General features: G+C 63.7%; 14 protein-coding genes and 5 tRNA genes. 17 read left to right on the forward strand and 2 right to left on the reverse strand.

Annotation, left to right across the window (positions count from 1 at the left end):
• The 10 genes from ABRP30_RS07725 to ABRP30_RS07770 all read left to right on the forward strand — a co-directional run bounded on the left by ABRP30_RS07725 (window position 1) and on the right by ABRP30_RS07770 (window position 4239).
• Window positions 1–76, forward strand: a tRNA-Glu gene (locus ABRP30_RS07725).
• Between the two features lie 51 nt (window positions 77–127).
• Window positions 128–203 (forward strand) — tRNA-Ala (locus ABRP30_RS07730).
• 42 nt (window positions 204–245) lie between these two features.
• Window positions 246–321, forward strand: a tRNA-Glu gene (locus ABRP30_RS07735).
• A gap of 64 nt (window positions 322–385) precedes the next feature.
• Window positions 386–461 (forward strand) — tRNA-Ala (locus ABRP30_RS07740).
• Window positions 462–503: 42 nt separating this feature from the next.
• Window positions 504–579, forward strand: a tRNA-Glu gene (locus tag ABRP30_RS07745).
• Window positions 580–748: 169 nt separating this feature from the next.
• A complete protein-coding gene (locus ABRP30_RS07750; protein WP_267822104.1) occupies window positions 749–1288 on the forward strand; it encodes a TetR/AcrR family transcriptional regulator in 540 nt (179 codons plus the stop codon).
• A gap of 23 nt (window positions 1289–1311) precedes the next feature.
• Window positions 1312–2145, forward strand: a complete 834-nt coding sequence (locus tag ABRP30_RS07755; RefSeq protein WP_241803048.1) for an alpha/beta fold hydrolase — start codon at window positions 1312–1314, stop codon at window positions 2143–2145.
• A gap of 43 nt (window positions 2146–2188) precedes the next feature.
• Window positions 2189–2623, forward strand: a complete 435-nt coding sequence (locus tag ABRP30_RS07760; protein ID WP_241803049.1) for a thioesterase family protein — start codon at window positions 2189–2191, stop codon at window positions 2621–2623.
• 50 nt (window positions 2624–2673) lie between these two features.
• A complete protein-coding gene (locus ABRP30_RS07765; protein WP_349976631.1) occupies window positions 2674–3645 on the forward strand; it encodes a tRNA-dihydrouridine synthase in 972 nt (323 codons plus the stop codon).
• A gap of 150 nt (window positions 3646–3795) precedes the next feature.
• Window positions 3796–4239 (forward strand): Hsp20 family protein, encoded by a 444-nt coding sequence (locus ABRP30_RS07770; RefSeq protein WP_241803051.1) that lies wholly within the window; start codon window positions 3796–3798, stop codon window positions 4237–4239.
• 125 nt (window positions 4240–4364) lie between these two features.
• On the opposite strand, the gene ABRP30_RS07775 is transcribed toward ABRP30_RS07770, so the two are convergent.
• Both ABRP30_RS07775 and ABRP30_RS07780 read right to left on the reverse strand, forming a co-directional pair.
• Window positions 4365–7661 carry a PAS domain S-box protein gene (locus tag ABRP30_RS07775; RefSeq protein ID WP_349976630.1) on the reverse strand — a complete coding sequence of 1099 codons (3297 nt, stop codon included), beginning with the start codon at window positions 7659–7661 and terminating at the stop codon, window positions 4365–4367.
• 61 nt (window positions 7662–7722) lie between these two features.
• Window positions 7723–8601 carry a LysR family transcriptional regulator gene (locus ABRP30_RS07780; protein ID WP_241803053.1) on the reverse strand — a complete coding sequence of 293 codons (879 nt, stop codon included), beginning with the start codon at window positions 8599–8601 and terminating at the stop codon, window positions 7723–7725.
• Between the two features lie 130 nt (window positions 8602–8731).
• Here ABRP30_RS07780 and leuC point away from each other — a divergent pair, with 130 nt between their 5' ends.
• The 7 genes from leuC to ABRP30_RS07815 all read left to right on the forward strand — a co-directional run bounded on the left by leuC (window position 8732) and on the right by ABRP30_RS07815 (window position 17900).
• On the forward strand, window positions 8732–10165 hold the full coding sequence (gene leuC, locus ABRP30_RS07785) for a 3-isopropylmalate dehydratase large subunit (protein WP_267822115.1): 1434 nt from the start codon (window positions 8732–8734) through the stop codon (window positions 10163–10165).
• Window positions 10162–10806: a 3-isopropylmalate dehydratase small subunit gene (gene leuD / locus ABRP30_RS07790; RefSeq protein WP_241803055.1), complete on the forward strand. Its 645-nt coding sequence runs from the start codon at window positions 10162–10164 to the stop codon at window positions 10804–10806. The genes leuC and leuD overlap by 4 nt, the downstream gene beginning before the upstream one ends.
• Window positions 10807–10955: 149 nt before the next feature.
• Window positions 10956–11720, forward strand: a complete 765-nt coding sequence (locus ABRP30_RS07795; protein WP_349976629.1) for a class I SAM-dependent methyltransferase — start codon at window positions 10956–10958, stop codon at window positions 11718–11720.
• Window positions 11721–11774: 54 nt separating this feature from the next.
• Complete coding sequence (leuB, locus tag ABRP30_RS07800; protein ID WP_241803057.1) at window positions 11775–12857, forward strand: 3-isopropylmalate dehydrogenase; 1083 nt, start codon at window positions 11775–11777, stop codon at window positions 12855–12857.
• Window positions 12858–12920: 63 nt separating this feature from the next.
• Window positions 12921–14033: an aspartate-semialdehyde dehydrogenase gene (gene asd / locus ABRP30_RS07805; RefSeq protein ID WP_241803058.1), complete on the forward strand. Its 1113-nt coding sequence runs from the start codon at window positions 12921–12923 to the stop codon at window positions 14031–14033.
• 146 nt (window positions 14034–14179) lie between these two features.
• Window positions 14180–15184 (forward strand): aspartate-semialdehyde dehydrogenase, encoded by a 1005-nt coding sequence (locus tag ABRP30_RS07810; protein WP_349976628.1) that lies wholly within the window; start codon window positions 14180–14182, stop codon window positions 15182–15184.
• A gap of 70 nt (window positions 15185–15254) precedes the next feature.
• Window positions 15255–17900 carry a FimV/HubP family polar landmark protein gene (locus tag ABRP30_RS07815; protein ID WP_349976627.1) on the forward strand — a complete coding sequence of 882 codons (2646 nt, stop codon included), beginning with the start codon at window positions 15255–15257 and terminating at the stop codon, window positions 17898–17900.
• Window positions 17901–17940 lie beyond the last annotated feature (40 nt).

Here is a 17940-nt window from a genome sequence, read left to right on the forward strand (position 1 = left end):
GTCCCCTTCGTCTAGTGGCCTAGGACACCGCCCTTTCACGGCGGTAACAGGGGTTCGAGTCCCCTAGGGGACGCCAGTTTTGCACAGGCGATGGTTCGCTGTCGCTGGGCCGAGAGGCTATAAATCCGGGGCTATAGCTCAGCTGGGAGAGCGCCTGCATGGCATGCAGGAGGTCAGCGGTTCGATCCCGCTTAGCTCCACCAATTTAGCCAGGGTTCGCATGTGCGGATCTTCGCGAAGGTTACGTCCCCTTCGTCTAGTGGCCTAGGACACCGCCCTTTCACGGCGGTAACAGGGGTTCGAGTCCCCTAGGGGACGCCACTTTACCCGCGTTTTGCGGGGCTTAAAGAGGCTCATTCGCCTATTGGATGAGCCTTTTGTTTTCGGGGCTATAGCTCAGCTGGGAGAGCGCCTGCATGGCATGCAGGAGGTCAGCGGTTCGATCCCGCTTAGCTCCACCAATTTAGCCAGGGTTCGCAGTTGCGGACCTTCGCGAAGGTTATGTCCCCTTCGTCTAGTGGCCTAGGACACCGCCCTTTCACGGCGGTAACAGGGGTTCGAGTCCCCTAGGGGACGCCATTTTTACCCGCGTTTTGCGGGACTTTAGAGGCTCATTCGATTATTGAATGGGCCTTTTGTTTTTCTCCCTCCTTGAAAATGTGTGCCGACAGGCGGTGGTCGATTCTGCTTGCCAAAAAATATTATGAGAATAATATTTCGATCATCATATTCTGATCGTGAGCCGGCCATGAGCGACAAGAAGACCAAGACCCGCGAGCGCATCCTCGAAGCTGCTCGAAGCGCGTTGATTCAGCACGGTCCCGCCGAGCCCAGCGTCAGCCAGGTCATGGGTGCTGCGGGGCTGACCGTAGGAGGCTTCTATGCGCACTTCGACAGCAAGGACGAGCTCATGCTGGAAGCATTCCGCCAATTGCTCAGCGAGCGCAGGGAGCTGCTGGCTCAGGTTGATCCAAGCCTGGACGGGGAAGGGCGGCGGGCACTGGTGAGTGCCTTTTACCTGTCGCGCAAGCACCGCGATGCCGAGGTGCATGCCTGTCCTCTGCCCAATTCGATCGGCGAGATGCAGCGCCTGCCAGACGTGTTTCGCGAGGTGCTGGCCGAGCACATCGAATTGATGACGGCCGCCATGGTTGACCGCCCTGAAGACGCCGACAAGGCGCTGGCTGATCTGGCGCTGATGATAGGTGGCCTGGCCCTGGCGCGCGCCCTGGGCACCGGTGAGCTGTCTGACCGCATCCTGCGTGCCGCCAAATCGGCGGTTATCTAAGTTTCCGACCCTGGAGCAAGGCGATGACTACCCTGAGCTGGATTCGCGGTGTGAATGGCACCCTGGGGCGTCTGGCCCCGGAACATGTAGCCGGCAAGATGCACCGGGCCTTCATGACCCCGCGCAACCTGCCGCCAAGGCAGTGGGAGCTGCCATTGCTGGCGAGCGCCGAGCGTATCACCCTGCGCTTCGGGCTGTCGGCATTGCGTTGGGGGCAAGGCCCGACCGTGTTGCTGATGCACGGATGGGAAGGGCGTGCGACCCAGTTTGCCGCCTTGATCGAAACCCTGGTAAAGGCCGGGCATACCGTGGTCTCTCTGGAGGGGCCGGCCCATGGCTGTTCGCCTGGGCAGCAAGCGCACGTGGTGCTGTTTGCCCGTGCGCTGCTGGAGGCTGCCGCCGAATTACCGCCGTTGCGTGCCGTGATCGGCCATTCCATGGGCGGTGCCAGTGTCTTGCTGGCCCTGCAGATGGGGCTTCGGGCCGAGGCTGCGGTGAGTATTGCAGCGCCGGCCCAGCTGCTGGGTGTGCTGCGCGGCTTCGCCCGCCACCTTGGCCTGCCGGCGCGTGCCAGGGCGGCGTTCATCCGCAAGGTCGAACAGGACGTCGGCATGCAGATCAACCGCCTGGATGTCAGTGGTTACCAACTGGAGTTGCCAGGGCTGGTCGTGCATGCCGCCGATGATGCCCTGGTGCCCGCCAGCGAGGCCGAGGTCATCCACAAGGCCTGGTTCGACAGCCGCCTGCTGCGGCTGGAAGAGGGTGGCCACCAGCGCGTACTCGCCGACCCGCGCGTGAGCGAGGCGGTGCTCGAACTACTGTCGCGTGCAGGTGCGCCGGCCCGGCAAAGCGCTTGAACATCCGATACACTCTGCCCGTTCACTGACATTGGGAGCGGGCATGAGTTGGGACCTGGCAACGCCATTCATCATTGACCTGCGTGTCGGCGGCGAGGACATCGACGGCCTCGGGCACGCCAACAACGCGGTCTACGTCACCTGGCTGGAGCGTTGCGCCTGGCGCCACTCCCAGCGCCTGGGGCTGGACCTGGCCGAGTACCGGCGCCTTGACCGGGCCATGGCGGTGGTGCGCCATGAAATCGACTACCTCGCTGCCGCCTACGAAGATGATGAGTTGCAACTGGCAACCTGGATCATCGATTGGGACCAGCGCCTGCGCATGACCCGGCGTTTCCAGCTCAAGCGCCCGCGTGACGGTGTGACCCTGCTGCGCGCGCAGACCACCTTCGCCTGTATCGAATTGTCCAGCGGCAAGCCCAGGCGCATGCCGGCGGAGTTCATCGACGGCTACGGTCCGGCGCTGACCGGCGCCTGAATCCCCGGCATTTTTGTTAGACTGCCGGCTTTTCCCGGCGAGACCTCGAAATGCAAATTGCCCTGGCCCCTATGGAGGGGCTGGTCGACAACATCCTGCGCGACGTCCTGACCCGAGTGGGCGGCATCGATTGGTGCGTCACCGAGTTCATCCGCGTGTGCGACCGCCTGCTGCCTGCTTCTTCATTCGACAAGCTTGCACCTGAGCTACGCCAGGGCGCGCGCACGGCCGCCGGCGTACCCATGCGGGTGCAGTTGCTGGGCTCGGATCCCGTCTGCCTGGCCGAAAACGCGGCGTTGGCCTGTGATCTGGGTGCGCCGGTCATCGACCTTAATTTCGGTTGCCCGGCCAAGACCGTGAACAAGTCACGCGGCGGCGCCGTGCTGCTCAAGGAGCCCGAACTGCTGCACGCCATCGTGCGGGAAGTGCGGCGCGCAGTGCCGGCGCACATCCCGGTCACCTCCAAGATGCGCCTTGGCTTTGACAGCCCGGACGGCGCCCTCGAGTGCGCCAGCGCCCTGGCCGAGGGCGGCTCGGCGCACCTGGTGGTGCATGCGCGCACCAAAGTCGAGGGCTATAAACCGCCCGCGCACTGGGAGTGGGTGGCGCGGGTGCAGGATGTGGTCAAGGTGCCGGTGTTCGCCAACGGTGAGATCTGGACCGTGGACGACTGGCGGCGTTGCCGCGAGGTGAGCGGGGCCGAGGACATCATGCTCGGCCGGGGCCTGGTGTCGCGGCCGGACCTGGCCTTGCAGATTGCGGCGGCGCGTGACGGGCGTGAGTACCAGCCGATGAGCTGGGAGGCGTTGTTGCCCTTGCTGCGCGAGTTCTGGCGCCAGGCCCAGGCCAAGTTGTCGCCGCGTTATGCGCCGGGGCGGATGAAGCAGTGGTTGGCGATGCTGACGCGCAGTTATCCCGAAGCGGTGCTGCTGTTTGCCGAGCTGCGCAGGGAAGATGATTGCCAGCGGATCACTCGGCTGCTGGGCGCAGAGGTGCAGGCATTCGAAGCCTGTGTCGCGTGATCCGTGGTGCCGGGGGGCGGTAAAAATCACCGAAAAATTTTTTGTTTTTACCCCTTGAAAGCCATTTCCTGAGCCTTATTTATTCAGTACGCGATGCCGAAGTCGGGTCGCGTAGTGACTTTACTTGCTGAATCTCAGGAGTTTATGACCATGACTACCGCTTTCTCTCTTGCACCCCTGTTCCGCCATTCCGTTGGCTTCGACCGTTTCAACGACCTGTTCGAGTCTGCGGCACGTAACGAGGCGGGTAGCAGCTACCCTCCCTACAACGTTGAAAAACATGGCGATGACCACTATCGCATCGTCGTTGCCGCAGCCGGTTTCCAGGAACAGGACCTCGACCTTCAGGTCGAGAAAGGCGTCCTGACCGTGATCGGTGGCAAACGCGATAACAGCGCTGATGAAGTGACCTATCTGCACCAGGGCATCGCCCAGCGCGCATTCAAGCTGTCGTTCCGCCTGGCGGACCATATCGAGGTCAAATCAGCCGGCCTCGCCAATGGGCTGCTCAGCATTGACCTGCTGCGCCTCGTGCCGGAAGAAGCCAAGGCCAAGCGCATTCCGATCAATGGTGACAAACCAGCACTCAACTGAGGCTGGCGGCTGTATCAGGGCTGCTAAGCAGCCCATCGCCGGCAAGCCGGCCCCCACAGGATCGCGCCGTACCTGTGGGGGCCGGCTTTTTTGCGCTTGGCCGGCACCCCATCGGTTTTCGTCGTTTAGAAATCGGCGGGGGCTTCCAGCAGCATTTGCCGGAACTCCGGTAGCGGCAGCGGCCGGCTGTGCAGGTAACCCTGGTACAGGTGACACCCCAGCCGTTCAAGAAACTCCAGTTGCTCGGTCAGTTCCACGCCTTCGGCGATCACCGCAAGGTCCAGGCTGCGCGCCATGGCGACGATGGCGCGGACGATCTCGGCGTCGTTGGCGTCCAGTGGAGCGTCGCGCACGAAAGTCTGGTCGATCTTCAGTGCGTCCACCGGCAAGCGCTTGAGGTACGTCAGCGAGGAGTAGCCCGTGCCGAAATCGTCCATGGCGAAGCTCACCCCATGGCGTTTGAGCTCGCGCATCTTGCTGATGGTGTCTTCCAGGTTCTGGATCACGATGCCTTCGGTGATCTCAAGCTTGAGCATGTGCCGTGGCAGGCGGTAGTCGTCCAGGCTGCGCAGCACCCGTTCGACGAAGTCGTTCTGGCGGAACTGCCTGGGGCTGATGTTCACGCACAGGCTGAAATCATCGGCATCGATCAACCCGTCTGCCAGCATCCGCGAGCAAGCGTCGCAGGCTTCGTCGAGTATCCAACTGCCCACTTCCAGGATCAGGCCGCTTTCCTCCAGCACCTGGATGAACTGAGCCGGCGGTTGCTGGCCCAGTTGCGGGTGATGCCAGCGCAACAGTACCTCGGCCCCGACGATACGGTTGTCGCGGGCGTCCACCTGGGGCTGAAAGTGCAAGGCCAGCTCACCCCGTGCCAGGGCCAGGCGCAGGTCGCTTTCCATGCGCAGGCGCTCGCTGGCCGCCTTTTGCATGGTGGTATGGAACAACTGGGTCGTGTTGCGCCCTGAGTCCTTGGCACGGTACAGGGCGATGTCGGCGCGTTTGAGCAGGTCGGCAGGGGTGGTGCCGTGGTCCGGGATCAAGGCTACGCCGATGCTCGGTGTTACCTGCAGGCGCTGGCCATCCAGCGACATGGGTTCGGCCAGCAGTTCGCGCAGGGTATCGGCCAGCTCGCGAACCTTGTCCTCCACGGCCTCGCGGCTGCCTTCCAGGCCACTGAGCAATACCACGAATTCGTCGCCACCCAGGCGTGCCACCGTATCTTCCAGGCGCACACTGGCTTCCAGCCGGGCGGTGATGATCTTCAGCACCGTGTCGCCGACCGGGTGGCCGAGGGAGTCGTTGATGTGCTTGAAATGGTCGAGGTCGAGAAACAGCAAGGCGCCGCGCAGGTTGTGCCGGCGCAGCAGGGCGATCTGCTGGCTCAGGCGGTCCATCAGCAAGGCGCGGTTGGGCAGGTTGGTCAGCGGGTCGTGGTAGGCCAGGTGGCGGATCTGCGCCTGGGCATTCTTCAGCTGGCTGACATCGCGGGCGGTGAGTAGCAGGCAATCGGTCTCGTTGAGGCTGATCGGCTCCACCGAGACCTCTACGGTGAGGATGTCGCCACGCTTGGTGCGCCCGAGCATCTCCCGGTGGTGCACCCGGCCACGCTCCTTCAGCTCGACCAGCAAAGCGCGACGCTGCTTGTCGTCGGCCCAGATACCCAGCTCGTAGACGCTGCGGCCGATCACTTCGGCGGTGCTGTAGCCCGTGAGCCGGCAGAACCCATCGTTGACCTCCACATAGCGGCCGCTGTGGCGCTCGGTGATGGTGATGGCGTCCGGGCTGGAATGAAACGCCTTGGCGAACTTCTCTTCGCTGGACTTGAGCGCTGCTTCGGCCCGTTGCTGTTGGGTGATGTCGCGCAGGGTGGTGACACTGCAGGGCTGGTTGTCGACGCTGATCAGCCGGCTGGAAATCACACAGGTCAGGGGTGCGCCGTTGCGGTGGTTGACCACCACTGCCACGTTGCTCAGGGCCTGTTCGCGGATGACCCGTTCGATGCGTTGCGCGCGTTCGATCGACTCGGCCCAGAGGCCGATCTGTTCAGCGGTACGGCCGATTACCTGCTCGCTGCCCCAGCCGAAGGTCTGGGTGAAGGCCGGGTTGATCTCGATGAACTGGCCGGTGTCCTGGCGGGTTACGCAGATCGGGTCGGGGCTGACCTGGAACAGGCTGGCGAATTTCTCTTCCGAGGCGCTCAGGCGCAGTTCGCGCTCGACCTGCTCGGTGATGTCCAGCAGGGTGCCAGCCATGCGCAACGGGTTACCGTGCTCGTCGCGGTACAGCCGTGCCCGGCTTTCGATGTAGCGTGACGCGCCGTCTTCCAGTTGCACACGGTAGGTGATCTGGTAGTTGCCCGCCGGGCCTTCGCGCAGGCTGCGGTAAGCCTGGCGCATGCCATCGCGCTCGTCCTGGGGCACGCCTTCGAAAAACGCGTCGAACGATTCGTGAAAGGGTATCGGGTCCAGCCCGTGCAATTGCGCGGCACGGGCCGAGCCATAGAGCATGCCGCTGGGGATGTGCCAGTCCCAGGTGCCCAGTTGCGCCGAGTCCAGGGCCAGGTCAAGGCGTTCCTGGCTATCCTTGAGCGCTTGCTCGGCGCGTTTGCGCTCGGACGTGTCGACGAAGGTGCTGAGCAGGAACGTCACCCCTTCCAGCTCGATGCCCTGGGTGCACAGAATGCCGTCGTGAATCTTGCCGCTGCTGGCGCGCAACTGCACCTCCATGATGGCCGGGCTGCCGCTGGCACGGGTCGCCTCCAGCACCTGGTGACGCTGCTCCGGGTTCACCCAGATACCGAGCTCCAGGCTGGTCTTGCCGATCACCTGGTCACCGGGCCAGCCGAACATGTCCTCGAAATGCTGATTGACTTCGAAAATCATGCCGTCGTGGCGGCGGGTGAGAAGAATCGCGTTGGGGCTCAGGTGAAACAGGGTGGCAAAACGCTTCTCCGAGTTGATCAGGGCGGTTTCCCGCTCGCGCTGGCGGGTTATTTCGCGGATCACCCCGATCATCTGGGGCCGGCCTTGGGGGTCGTGGGTCAGGCTGCCGTTGATTTCCAGCCAATGCAGGCTCCCGTCCGGCCAGCGGATGCGATGGCGCATGGCTTTCTCGGCCGGCTCACCGTTGACCACGGCCTGGAACAGTTGGCGCGTGCGGGCGCGATCTTCTTCCGGCAGCAGGTCGAGGTAATCGATATCGTTGGGCAGAGGGCGCTGCGGATCGAAGCCGAACAGTGCCTGGGTGCCGCGCGACCAGCTCACCCGGCCACTGTCGATGTCCCACAGCCAGGCGCCCAGGCGTGCACCATTGAGCGCAGCCAGCAGTTGCGGGGCATTCTGCCAGGCCTGTTCCGACTCCCTGGGATTGGCCGCAGGGATGCGCGGCAGGCGCGGAAAGCGGTTTGCTGATTTGGGCATGGGTACCAGACCTTTGGCGTTTGAGGCGTCCCTGGGTTGGAAGTGCAGGCCTGACGACCGGTCAGGCGGGCCCTGCGTGGCTGTCGAGCAAGGCCATGAAGGCCCTGGCGGCGTTCGATAGCGTTCGCTCGGTATGCAATATGTAGCCTAGCTGGCGTGACAGCTGTATGCCGGGTAATGCGATGGGTGCAACCTGATCATCGAGCATGGTGCGTGGTAGCACGCTCCAGGCCAGGCCGATCGAGACCATCATCTTGATGGTTTCCAGGTAGTTGGTGCTCATGGCGATGTTCGGGGTCAGCCCCTGGCTTTCGAACAGGCGCTGGACGATATGGTGGGTGAAGGTATTGCCGCCTGGGAATACCGCCGGGTGGCGGGCAACGTCCGCCAGGCTGACCCGGGTATTGCTGGCCAGCGGGTGCTCGGGGGCAGCGACGAAGTCCAGGGCGTCGTCCCAGACCGGGATGGCCTTGATCAGGTGATGGGGCTCGGGTGCCAGGGTGATGACCGCTATCTCGGCGCGGCCGTGCAGCACCTCGTCGTAGGCCGCTTCCGAATCGAGGAACTGAATATCCAACGCCACGGCCGGGTGCTGACGAGTGAATGCCCGTAATAGCGGGGGCAGGCGGTGCAGGCCAATGTGATGGCTGGTGGCGAGGGTCAGGCGACCACTCACCTGCCCGGTCAGGTTGGTCAGCGCACGTCGGGTATCATCGAGGACGTTGAGGATCTGATAGGCGCGCGGCAGCAGGGCGCGGCCAGCTTCGGTCAAGGTCACCTCACGGCCCAGGCGATCGAACAGGCGCACGTCCAGCTGTTGCTCCAGCCCGGCAATGCGCTTGCTCACGGCCGGTTGGGTCAGGTGCAGGCGCTCGCCGGCCCCGGAGAAGCTGCCGGTCTCGGCAATGGCAATGAAGGCGCTCAGGTTGGCCAAGTCCATTGTTCGAATTCCTGATGGTTATGCAAAGCATGAAAATTATGAATTTGAGTTATTCAATCTATCGCCATAGCATCGTCCGTACAAGCCAAGGGGTCTTTGGCATAGAAAGACGCTGATGAGGAACAGTCTGATGGCTGGCAAAACGCTCTACGACAAACTCTGGGAAGCCCATGAGGTCAAGCGCCGTGATGACGGCTCGTCCTTGATCTACATCGACCGCCATATCATTCACGAAGTGACCTCGCCCCAGGCCTTTGAGGGCCTGCGCCTGGCCAACCGCAAGCCGTGGCGCATCGATGCCAACATCGCTACCCCTGACCACAACGTGCCGACTACCCCGGAACGCAAGGGCGGGATCGAGGCCATCGTCGACCAGGTGTCGCGCCTGCAGGTGCAGACCCTCGATGAGAACTGTGACGAATACGGCATCGTCGAATTCAAGATGAATGACGTTCGCCAGGGCATCGTCCACGTCATCAGCCCCGAGCAGGGCGCCACCTTGCCCGGCATGACCGTGGTCTGCGGCGACTCGCACACCTCCACCCACGGCGCCTTCGGTGCCTTGGCCCATGGTATCGGCACCTCCGAGGTCGAGCACGTGCTCGCCACCCAGTGCCTGGTCGCCAAAAAAATGAAGAACATGCTGGTGCGCGTCGAGGGCACATTGCCTGTCGGCGTCACGGCCAAGGACATCGTGCTTGCCGTGATCGGCAAGATCGGCACCGCTGGTGGCAACGGCCACGCCATGGAATTCGCTGGCAGCGCCATCCGCGCCCTGTCCATGGAAGGCCGCATGACCATCTGCAACATGTCGATCGAGGCCGGTGCGCGGGTTGGCCTGGTTGCCACCGATGCCACCACCATTGCCTACGTCAAAGGCCGTCCCTATGCGCCTGTAGGCGAGCAGTGGGAGCGTGCAGTCGAGGCGTGGAAAGACCTGGTATCCGATGACGATGCGGTGTTCGACACCGTGGTCGAGCTCGATGCAGCGCAAATCAAGCCGCAGGTCAGCTGGGGCACTTCGCCCGAGATGGTCCTGGCCGTCGACCAGCGTGTGCCGGACCCTGCCGCCGAAACCGACCTGGTCAAGCGTGGCTCGATCGAGCGCGCCCTCAAGTACATGGGCCTGAGCGCCAACCAGGCGATCACCGATATCCAGCTGGACCGTGTATTCATAGGCTCGTGCACCAACTCGCGGATCGAAGACCTGCGCGCCGCGGCTGAAATCGCCAAAGGCCGCAAGGTGGCTGCCACCGTCAAGCAAGCCATCGTCGTGCCGGGTTCGGGCCTGGTCAAGGCCCAGGCCGAGCGTGAAGGCCTGGACAAGATCTTCCTCGAGGCCGGTTTCGAGTGGCGTGAGCCAGGCTGCTCGATGTGCCTGGCCATGAACCCGGACCGCCTGGAAAGCGGCGAGCACTGCGCGTCCACGTCCAACCGCAACTTCGAAGGGCGTCAGGGTGCAGGTGGCCGTACCCACCTGGTCAGCCCGGCCATGGCTGCCGCTGCGGCGGTGACTGGTCACTTCATCGATGTTCGCGAGTTGATCCAAGGGAGCGCAGCATGAAAGCCTTTACCCAGCACACCGGTCTCGTCGCGCCGTTGGACCGTGCCAACGTCGACACCGATCAGATCATTCCCAAGCAGTTCCTCAAGTCGATCAAGCGTACCGGCTTTGGCCCCAACCTGTTCGATGAGTGGCGTTACCTGGACGTTGGCCAGCCTTACCAGGACAACAGCAAGCGCCCGGTGAACAAAGAGTTCGTGCTCAATCACGAACGCTACCAGGGCGCCAGCGTGTTGCTGGCACGGGAAAACTTCGGCTGCGGGTCGAGCCGCGAGCACGCGCCTTGGGCGCTGGACGAATACGGCTTCCGTAGCGTGATCGCGCCGAGCTTCGCCGACATCTTCTTCAACAACAGCTTCAAGAACGGCCTGTTGCCGATCATTCTGAGCGATGAGGAAGTCGATGAGCTGTTCAAGCAAGTCGAAGCCAACCCCGGCTACCAGCTGACCATCGATCTGCAGGCACAGGCGGTGACCCGCCCGGACGGCAAGGTGCTGCACTTCGAGATCGACGCGTTCCGCAAGCACTGCCTGCTCAACGGTCTGGACGATATCGGCCTGACCTTGCAGGACGGCGAGGCGATCAAGGCCTTCGAAGGCAAACACCGCGCCGCACAGCCTTGGCTGTTCCGTGATGCCTGAATGATGTAACCGGGTTTGCTGGCCTCAGCGCCGGCAAGCCGGCTGCCACACGTCCTGCACAGGTGTTGACGCTTGTGGGGGCTGTGTGGGGGCCGGCTTGCCGGCGATTGCGGCCGTCGAGACAACCCAAAATCAAAAGGAACGCGCCCATGACCAGCACCACCCACACCGATGTGGTCCAACGCCAGTTTGGCGAACAGGCCAGTGCCTACCTCAGCAGCGCCGTGCATGCCCAGGGCCGTGAATTTGCCCTGCTGCAAGCCGAGCTGGCCGGGCAGGGTGCGGCCCGCGTGCTGGACCTGGGCTGTGGTGCCGGCCATGTCAGCTTCCACATCGCGCCTTTGGTGGCAGAGGTGGTCGCCTACGACCTGTCGCAGTCGATGCTCGACGTGGTTGCCAGTGCCGCTGCCGAGCGCGGCCTGGGCAATATCAGCACCCAGTGCGGTGCCGCCGAACGCCTGCCGTTCGCCGATGCCTCGTTCGATTACGTCTTCAGCCGCTATTCGGCGCACCACTGGAGCGACGTGGGCGTGGCCCTGCGTGAAGTGCGCCGCGTGCTGAAGCCGGGCGGGGTGGCGGCGTTCATCGACGTGATGTCGCCGGGCAGCCCGTTGCTCGATACCTATTTGCAAACGGTTGAAGTGCTGCGCGACACCAGCCACGTACGCGATTATTCTGCCGCCGAGTGGCAGCGCCAGGTCAGCGAAGCCGGCCTGCATACCCGCAGCCACACGCGCCAGCGCCTGCGCCTGGAATGGAGCTCGTGGGTTGAGCGCATGCGCACGCCCGAACCGCTGCGCGTGGCCATACGCCAGTTGCAGCAAGCCATGGGCGAGGAAGTGCGGCAGTATTACCAGATTGAAGCCGATGGCTCGTTCAGCACCGATGTCATCGTGTTGTGGGCCGAGCGCTGAGTTTTTTACGGTGCGGCCGGGCTGGCCGCGCCGCTTGAATGGATAGAGGAAAGCATGAGCAAGCAGATTCTGATTCTCCCAGGTGATGGCATCGGTCCGGAAATCATGGCCGAGGCGGTCAAGGTGCTGGAGCTGGCCAACGACAAGTTCCAGCTTGGCTTGAGCCTTGCGCATGACGTGATCGGCGGTGCTGCCATCGACCAACATGGCGTGCCGCTGGCCGACTCGACCCTGGAGCGTGCGCGCCAGGCCGATGCCGTGCTGTTGGGCGCGGTGGGCGGGCCGAAGTGGGACAAGATCGAGCGTGACATCCGCCCTGAGCGCGGCCTGCTGAAAATCCGCTCGCAGCTGGGCCTGTTCGCCAACCTGCGCCCGGCCATCCTCTACCCGCAACTGGCTGATGCCTCGTCGCTCAAGCCGGAAATCGTTTCGGGTCTGGACATCCTGATCGTCCGTGAGCTGACTGGCGGCATCTACTTCGGTGCCCCGCGTGGGCAGCGTGAGCTCGAAGGCGGCGAACGGCAGGCCTATGACACCCTCCCGTACAGCGAGAGCGAAGTGCGCCGTATCGCCCGCGTCGGCTTCGACATGGCCCGCGTGCGTGGCAAGAAGCTGTGCTCGGTGGACAAGGCCAACGTCCTGGCCTCCAGCCAGCTGTGGCGTGAAGTGGTCGAGGACGTTGCCAAGGACTACCCGGACGTTGAACTGAGCCACATGTATGTCGACAACGCCGCCATGCAGCTGGTGCGCGCGCCCAAGCAGTTCGACGTGATGGTGACCGACAACATGTTCGGTGACATCCTGTCGGATGAAGCTTCCATGCTGACCGGTTCGATCGGCATGCTGCCTTCGGCGTCGCTCGATGCCAACAACAAGGGCATGTACGAGCCTTGCCACGGCTCGGCGCCGGACATCGCCGGCCAGGGCATTGCCAACCCGCTGGCGACCATCCTGTCGGTGTCGATGATGCTGCGTTACAGCTTCAACCAGCAGGCCGCAGCCGAGGCCATCGAGCAGGCGGTGAGCCAGGTTCTGGACCAGGGCCTGCGTACCGGCGACATCTGGTCGGCCGGTTGCAGCAAGGTAGGTACGCAGGAAATGGGCGACGCAGTAGTCGCAGCGCTGCGGAATCTGTAATCTCTCTGGCCCGCCACCGTTTTTGGTCGGTGGCGGCCCACTTTTAGCAAAGGTGTAGTTGCGATGAAACGTGTAGGTCTGATCGGTTGGCGCGGTATGGTCGGTTCCGTGCTCATGCAGCGGATGCTGGAGGAGCAGGATTTCGACCTTATCGAGCCGGTGTTCTTCACTACCTCCAATGTCGGTGGCCAGGGCCCGAGCGTGGGCAAGGATATTGCTCCGCTCAAGGACGCTTATTCGATTGAAGAACTCAAGACCCTCGACGTGATCCTGACCTGTCAGGGCGGCGACTACACCAACGAGGTGTTCCCCAAGCTGCGTGAAGCTGGCTGGCAGGGTTACTGGATCGATGCTGCCTCGTCGCTGCGCATGCAGGACGACGCCGTCATCGTGCTCGATCCGGTCAACCGCAAGGTGATCGACCAGCAGCTCGATGCTGGCACCAAGAACTACATCGGCGGCAACTGCACCGTCAGCCTGATGCTGATGGGCCTTGGTGGCCTGTTCGAAGCGGGCCTGGTCGAGTGGATGAGCGCCATGACCTACCAGGCGGCGTCCGGTGCCGGTGCGCAGAACATGCGCGAGCTGATCAAGCAGATGGGCGCTACCCACGCGGCGGTGGCCGATGACCTGGCCAACCCGGCCAGCGCCATCCTCGACATCGACCGCAAGGTGGCCGAGGCCATGCGCAGCGACGCCTACCCGGCCGAAAACTTCGGCGTGCCCCTGGCCGGCAGCCTGATCCCATGGATCGACAAAGAGCTGCCCAACGGCCAGAGCCGTGAAGAGTGGAAGGCCCAGGCCGAGACCAACAAGATCCTCGGCCGCTTCAAGAGCCCGATCCCGGTCGATGGCATCTGCGTGCGCATCGGCGCCATGCGCTGCCACAGCCAGGCGCTGACCATCAAGCTGAACAAGGACGTGCCACTGGCCGATATCGAAGGCATGATCAGCCAGCACAACCCATGGGTGAAGCTGGTGCCGAACCAGCGCGAGATCAGCATGCAGGAACTGACCCCGACCAACGTCACCGGTACCCTGAACATTCCGGTGGGCCGTTTGCGTAAGCTGAACATGGGCTCGCAGTACCTGGGCGCGTTCACCGTTGGCGATCAGTTGCTGTGGGGCGCTGCCGAGCCGCTGCGCCGCATGCTGCGGATTCTGCTGGAGCGTTGATCGTTCTGCGTTGCACCGAAAACCCGCCCTGGTGACAGCGCGGGTTTTTTTGTGCCTGCCCCGGCCCCGGTAGGGCCAGCACAGACAAAACGTTACAATCCGAGTAAAGTGCCGCCCCCCGCCGTTACAGCAAAAGGATCCTCTCCATGACCCAACCCCTGGACATCGCCGTCGTCGGCGCCACCGGTAGCGTCGGTGAAACCTTGGTACAGATTCTCGAAGAACTGCACTTCCCGGTCGGCACGCTGCACCTGCTGGCCAGCATGGAGTCGGCGGGCAGCAGCGTGATGTTCGCTGGCAAGAAGATCAAGGTGCGTGAAGTCGACAGTTTCGATTTCACCCAGGTCAAACTGGCCTTCTTCGCCGCCAGCCCAGCCGTCAGCCGTAGCTTTGCCCGCAAGGCCCATGGGGCCGGCTGCACGGTCATCGACCTGTCTGGTGGCCTGGATGACGCCCTTGCGGTCGTGCCTGAAGCAAACGCCGAGTGCATCGCCGGCCTGGCGCTGCCGGCGTGCATCGCCAGCCCGAGTGCCGCAGCCGTTGCCTTGGCCGTCGCGCTGGCGCCACTCAAGGGGCTGCTGGACATCGAGCGCGTGCAGGTCATGGCGGCGCTGGCGGTGTCTGCCCAGGGCCGGGAGGCTGTCAATGAACTGGCCCGGCAGACCGCCGAACTGCTCAACGCCCGCCCACTGGAGCCACGCTTCTTCGACCGCCAGGTAGCGTTCAACGTACTGGCCCAGGTCGGTGCGGCAGACGAGCTGGGCCACACGGCACTCGAGCGCCGGCTGGTCGCTGAGCTGCCGGTGTTGCTGGGGCAGCCTGAACTGAAGATTTCCGTGACCTGCGTTCAAGTCCCGGTGTTTTTTGGCGATAGCTTCAGTGTGGCGGTACAGAGCCGTAAACCTGTGGACCTGGTTGCAGTCAATGCTGCCCTGGAGGGTGCCGACAGTGTCGAGCTGGTCGAGCGAGATGATTATCCGACCCCGGTAGGGGACGCAGTAGGGCAAGACGTGGTCTATGTTGGTCGTGTACGCCATGGTGTTGAGCAAGACCAGCAGCTCAACCTGTGGCTGACCACCGACAACCTGCGCAAGGGCGCTGCGCTCAACGCCGTGCAGGTGGCGCAATTGTTGATTAAACACATAGCGTAAAAGATACTGGCGAGCACTTTTGTCCCGCACCGCACGCGGTTTTGGGACGATTCATACAAGGGATGAGGTCATGCTTCGAATTCGCAAACTGGTTCTGGCCATGGCGGCAGCGTCGGCGCTGTCATCTGGCATGGCGAATGCCTTGGGGTTGGGTGAACTGACGCTCAAATCGGCGCAGAACCAGCCGCTGGACGCCGAGATCGAATTGCTCGATGTGCGCGACCTCACCGCTGCCGAAGTGGCACCAAGCCTGGCGCCGCCGGAAGAGTTCAGCAAGGCCGGGGTGGAATACCCGGGCTACCTCGAGGACCTGACCTTCACCCCGGTGATCAACCCCAATGGCAAGAGCGTGCTGCGGGTTACCTCCAGCCAGCCGCTGCCGGGCTCGGTGGTCAAGTTTCTGGTGCAGGTGATGTGGCCCCAGGGCCGTCTGCTGCGTGACTACAGTGTGCTGCTCGACCAGGCCAAGGCCCAGGGCGAGCAGCCTGCCGCGGCCAATGTCACCCCGGCAACCAGCAGCGCCGGCAGCTACACCACCAAGCGGCGCGATACCCTTTGGCAGATTGCTGCACGCAATACCCAGAACGGTGGGTCGGTGCAGCAGACCATGATCGCCATTCAGGCGCTGAACCCGGATGCCTTCATCGGCAACAACATCAACCAGCTGAAGGTCGGCCAGGTATTGCGCCTGCCTGATCAGCAGCAGGTCCAGAGCATCCCCCAGGCCGAAGCCAATCGCGAAGTGGCCGAACAGTATGCTGCATGGCGTGAGGGCCGGCGCCTTGGTCCGCGCGCCCGGCAGCTTGACGCTACCCGCCGCGGCGCTGCCGATGCGGCGCCCGAGCGTATCGCCCAGGGTGACAACCTGCGCCTGGTCAGCCCTGGCAACCAGCCTGGCGCTGGCGATGCCAAGGCGCTCAACGACAAGCTGGCCGTGGCCCAGGAGAGCCTGGACACCAGCCGTCGTGACAACGAAGAACTCAAAAGCCGGATGAGCGACCTGCAGAGCCAGTTGGACAAGCTGCAGCGCCTGATTCAGCTCAAGAATGACCAGCTCGCTCGCCTGGAGGCACAGGGTGCCGCCGGGCAGCCCGCACCTGCCGCCACCTTGCCGGGTGAGTCGGCCCCGGTGCAGCCTGCCGACAACGCCCAGGTACCGCCTGCCGAGCCCGTCGTGGCACCGGCGCCGGCTGCCGTCGATACCGCGCCTGGCGCTGCCACGGCGGGCGAGGATGCCCCTGCCGGCCAGCAGCCGGGTGCGCTGGATGACATCCTGGGGAACCCGCTGCTACTGGCCCTGATCGCAGGCTCCGCATTCCTCGTGCTGTTGCTGCTGGTGCTGCTGGCGCGTCGACGTAAAGCCCAGCAGGAGGCCGAAAAGCACCTGCGTATGGCGCGGGCGCTGGCTGAGGAGGGCGAGCGTAACCCCGACCTCGACCTGCCTGCGAGCAGCTTCGATGAGCTGCAGGTGTCGGCGCCTGCCGTAACCCTGTCGCCGGCGGTGGTGGCGGCCTCGGCTGCTGCAGCCGTTGCCGCGGAAAAACCGGTTGCCCCGGCACCCGTCGCCGCGCCATTACCGGAGCAGGACCCGAACGCCGAGCTATTGGCCGAGGTCGAGCAGAGCCTGGCCCGCGGCCGTCTGAATCATGCGGCCGACCTGTTGGAAACAGCCGTCGCTGCGCAACCGGAGCATGATGGCCTGCGGTTGAAGCTGATGGAGGTTTATGCGCGCCAGGGTGACCACAGCGCATTCGTGGAGCAGGAACGCAAGCTGCCGGCCAGCGAAGAGAATATCGCGCAGGTCAGTCAGCTCAAGGAGCATTACCCAGCCATGCTCGGCCTTGCCGCGGCGGGGGTGGGGGCTGCGGCGCTGGCTGCCGAGCTCGATGAGCAGTACGTGCAGGAGCTGTTGCAGGATCAGCCGCAATCGCCGGCAGAGGTCGATGCCGAGCCTGAAGCAGAACCGCAAACCGAGGCCGACGCTCAAACGCCTGCCCTCGATGACAACGGCCCGGACAGTGCCTTCGACCTTGAGCTGAGTGACGATCTGCCCCTGAGCGACCTTGAACCGCCGATGCTCGATGAAGCTGCGTTGACGGATGTGCAGGCAAATGATGAGCCGCCCGCCGTCGCTGACCCTGCCGCACAGGAAGCAGACGCCGACGCCGATTTCGAAGCCTTGCTGGCGCAGGCTCAGGCTGAACCGCAGAGCGTCGACGACCTGGCGGACTTCGATCTGGACGTGGGTGAGCCGAGCGTTGCCGAGCCGGTTGAGGAAGAGCCGGTCGACGTCGCTGCCGAACTGGCCGCTTTCGATTCCATCCCGGAGTTCGACCCGATTTCCGAGCTGGAGCTGCCAGAAGACTTCGATCTGTCGCTGTCGCTGGATGACCAGTCGCCGGCCGCCAAGAGCTTCGCTTCCGAGCTGAGCGACGTCAACGCCGAACTGGACAAGCTGTCGCAGAACCTCGAGTCGCCGTCGCTGGAACCGCACTTCACCGCTGAGGACGCTGCCCAGGAGCCGGAACCCCTGGACGATCTGGACTTCGACTTCTTCTCCGGCAGCGACGAAGTGGCTACCAAGCTCGACCTGGCGCGTGCCTATATCGATATGGGCGACCATCAGGGGGCGCGCGACATCCTCGATGAAGTGGTCAAGGATGGCGACGATACACAGCGCCTGGAAGCCGAAGACATGCTGTCCCGGCTGGTCTGAAGGCCTCACCCGCAGCTTGAAACCAACGGCAGCCCAACAA

The organism is Pseudomonas sp. WHRI 8519 (genome assembly GCF_040224055.2).
GTDB classification, from domain to species: domain Bacteria; phylum Pseudomonadota; class Gammaproteobacteria; order Pseudomonadales; family Pseudomonadaceae; genus Aquipseudomonas; species Aquipseudomonas putida_X.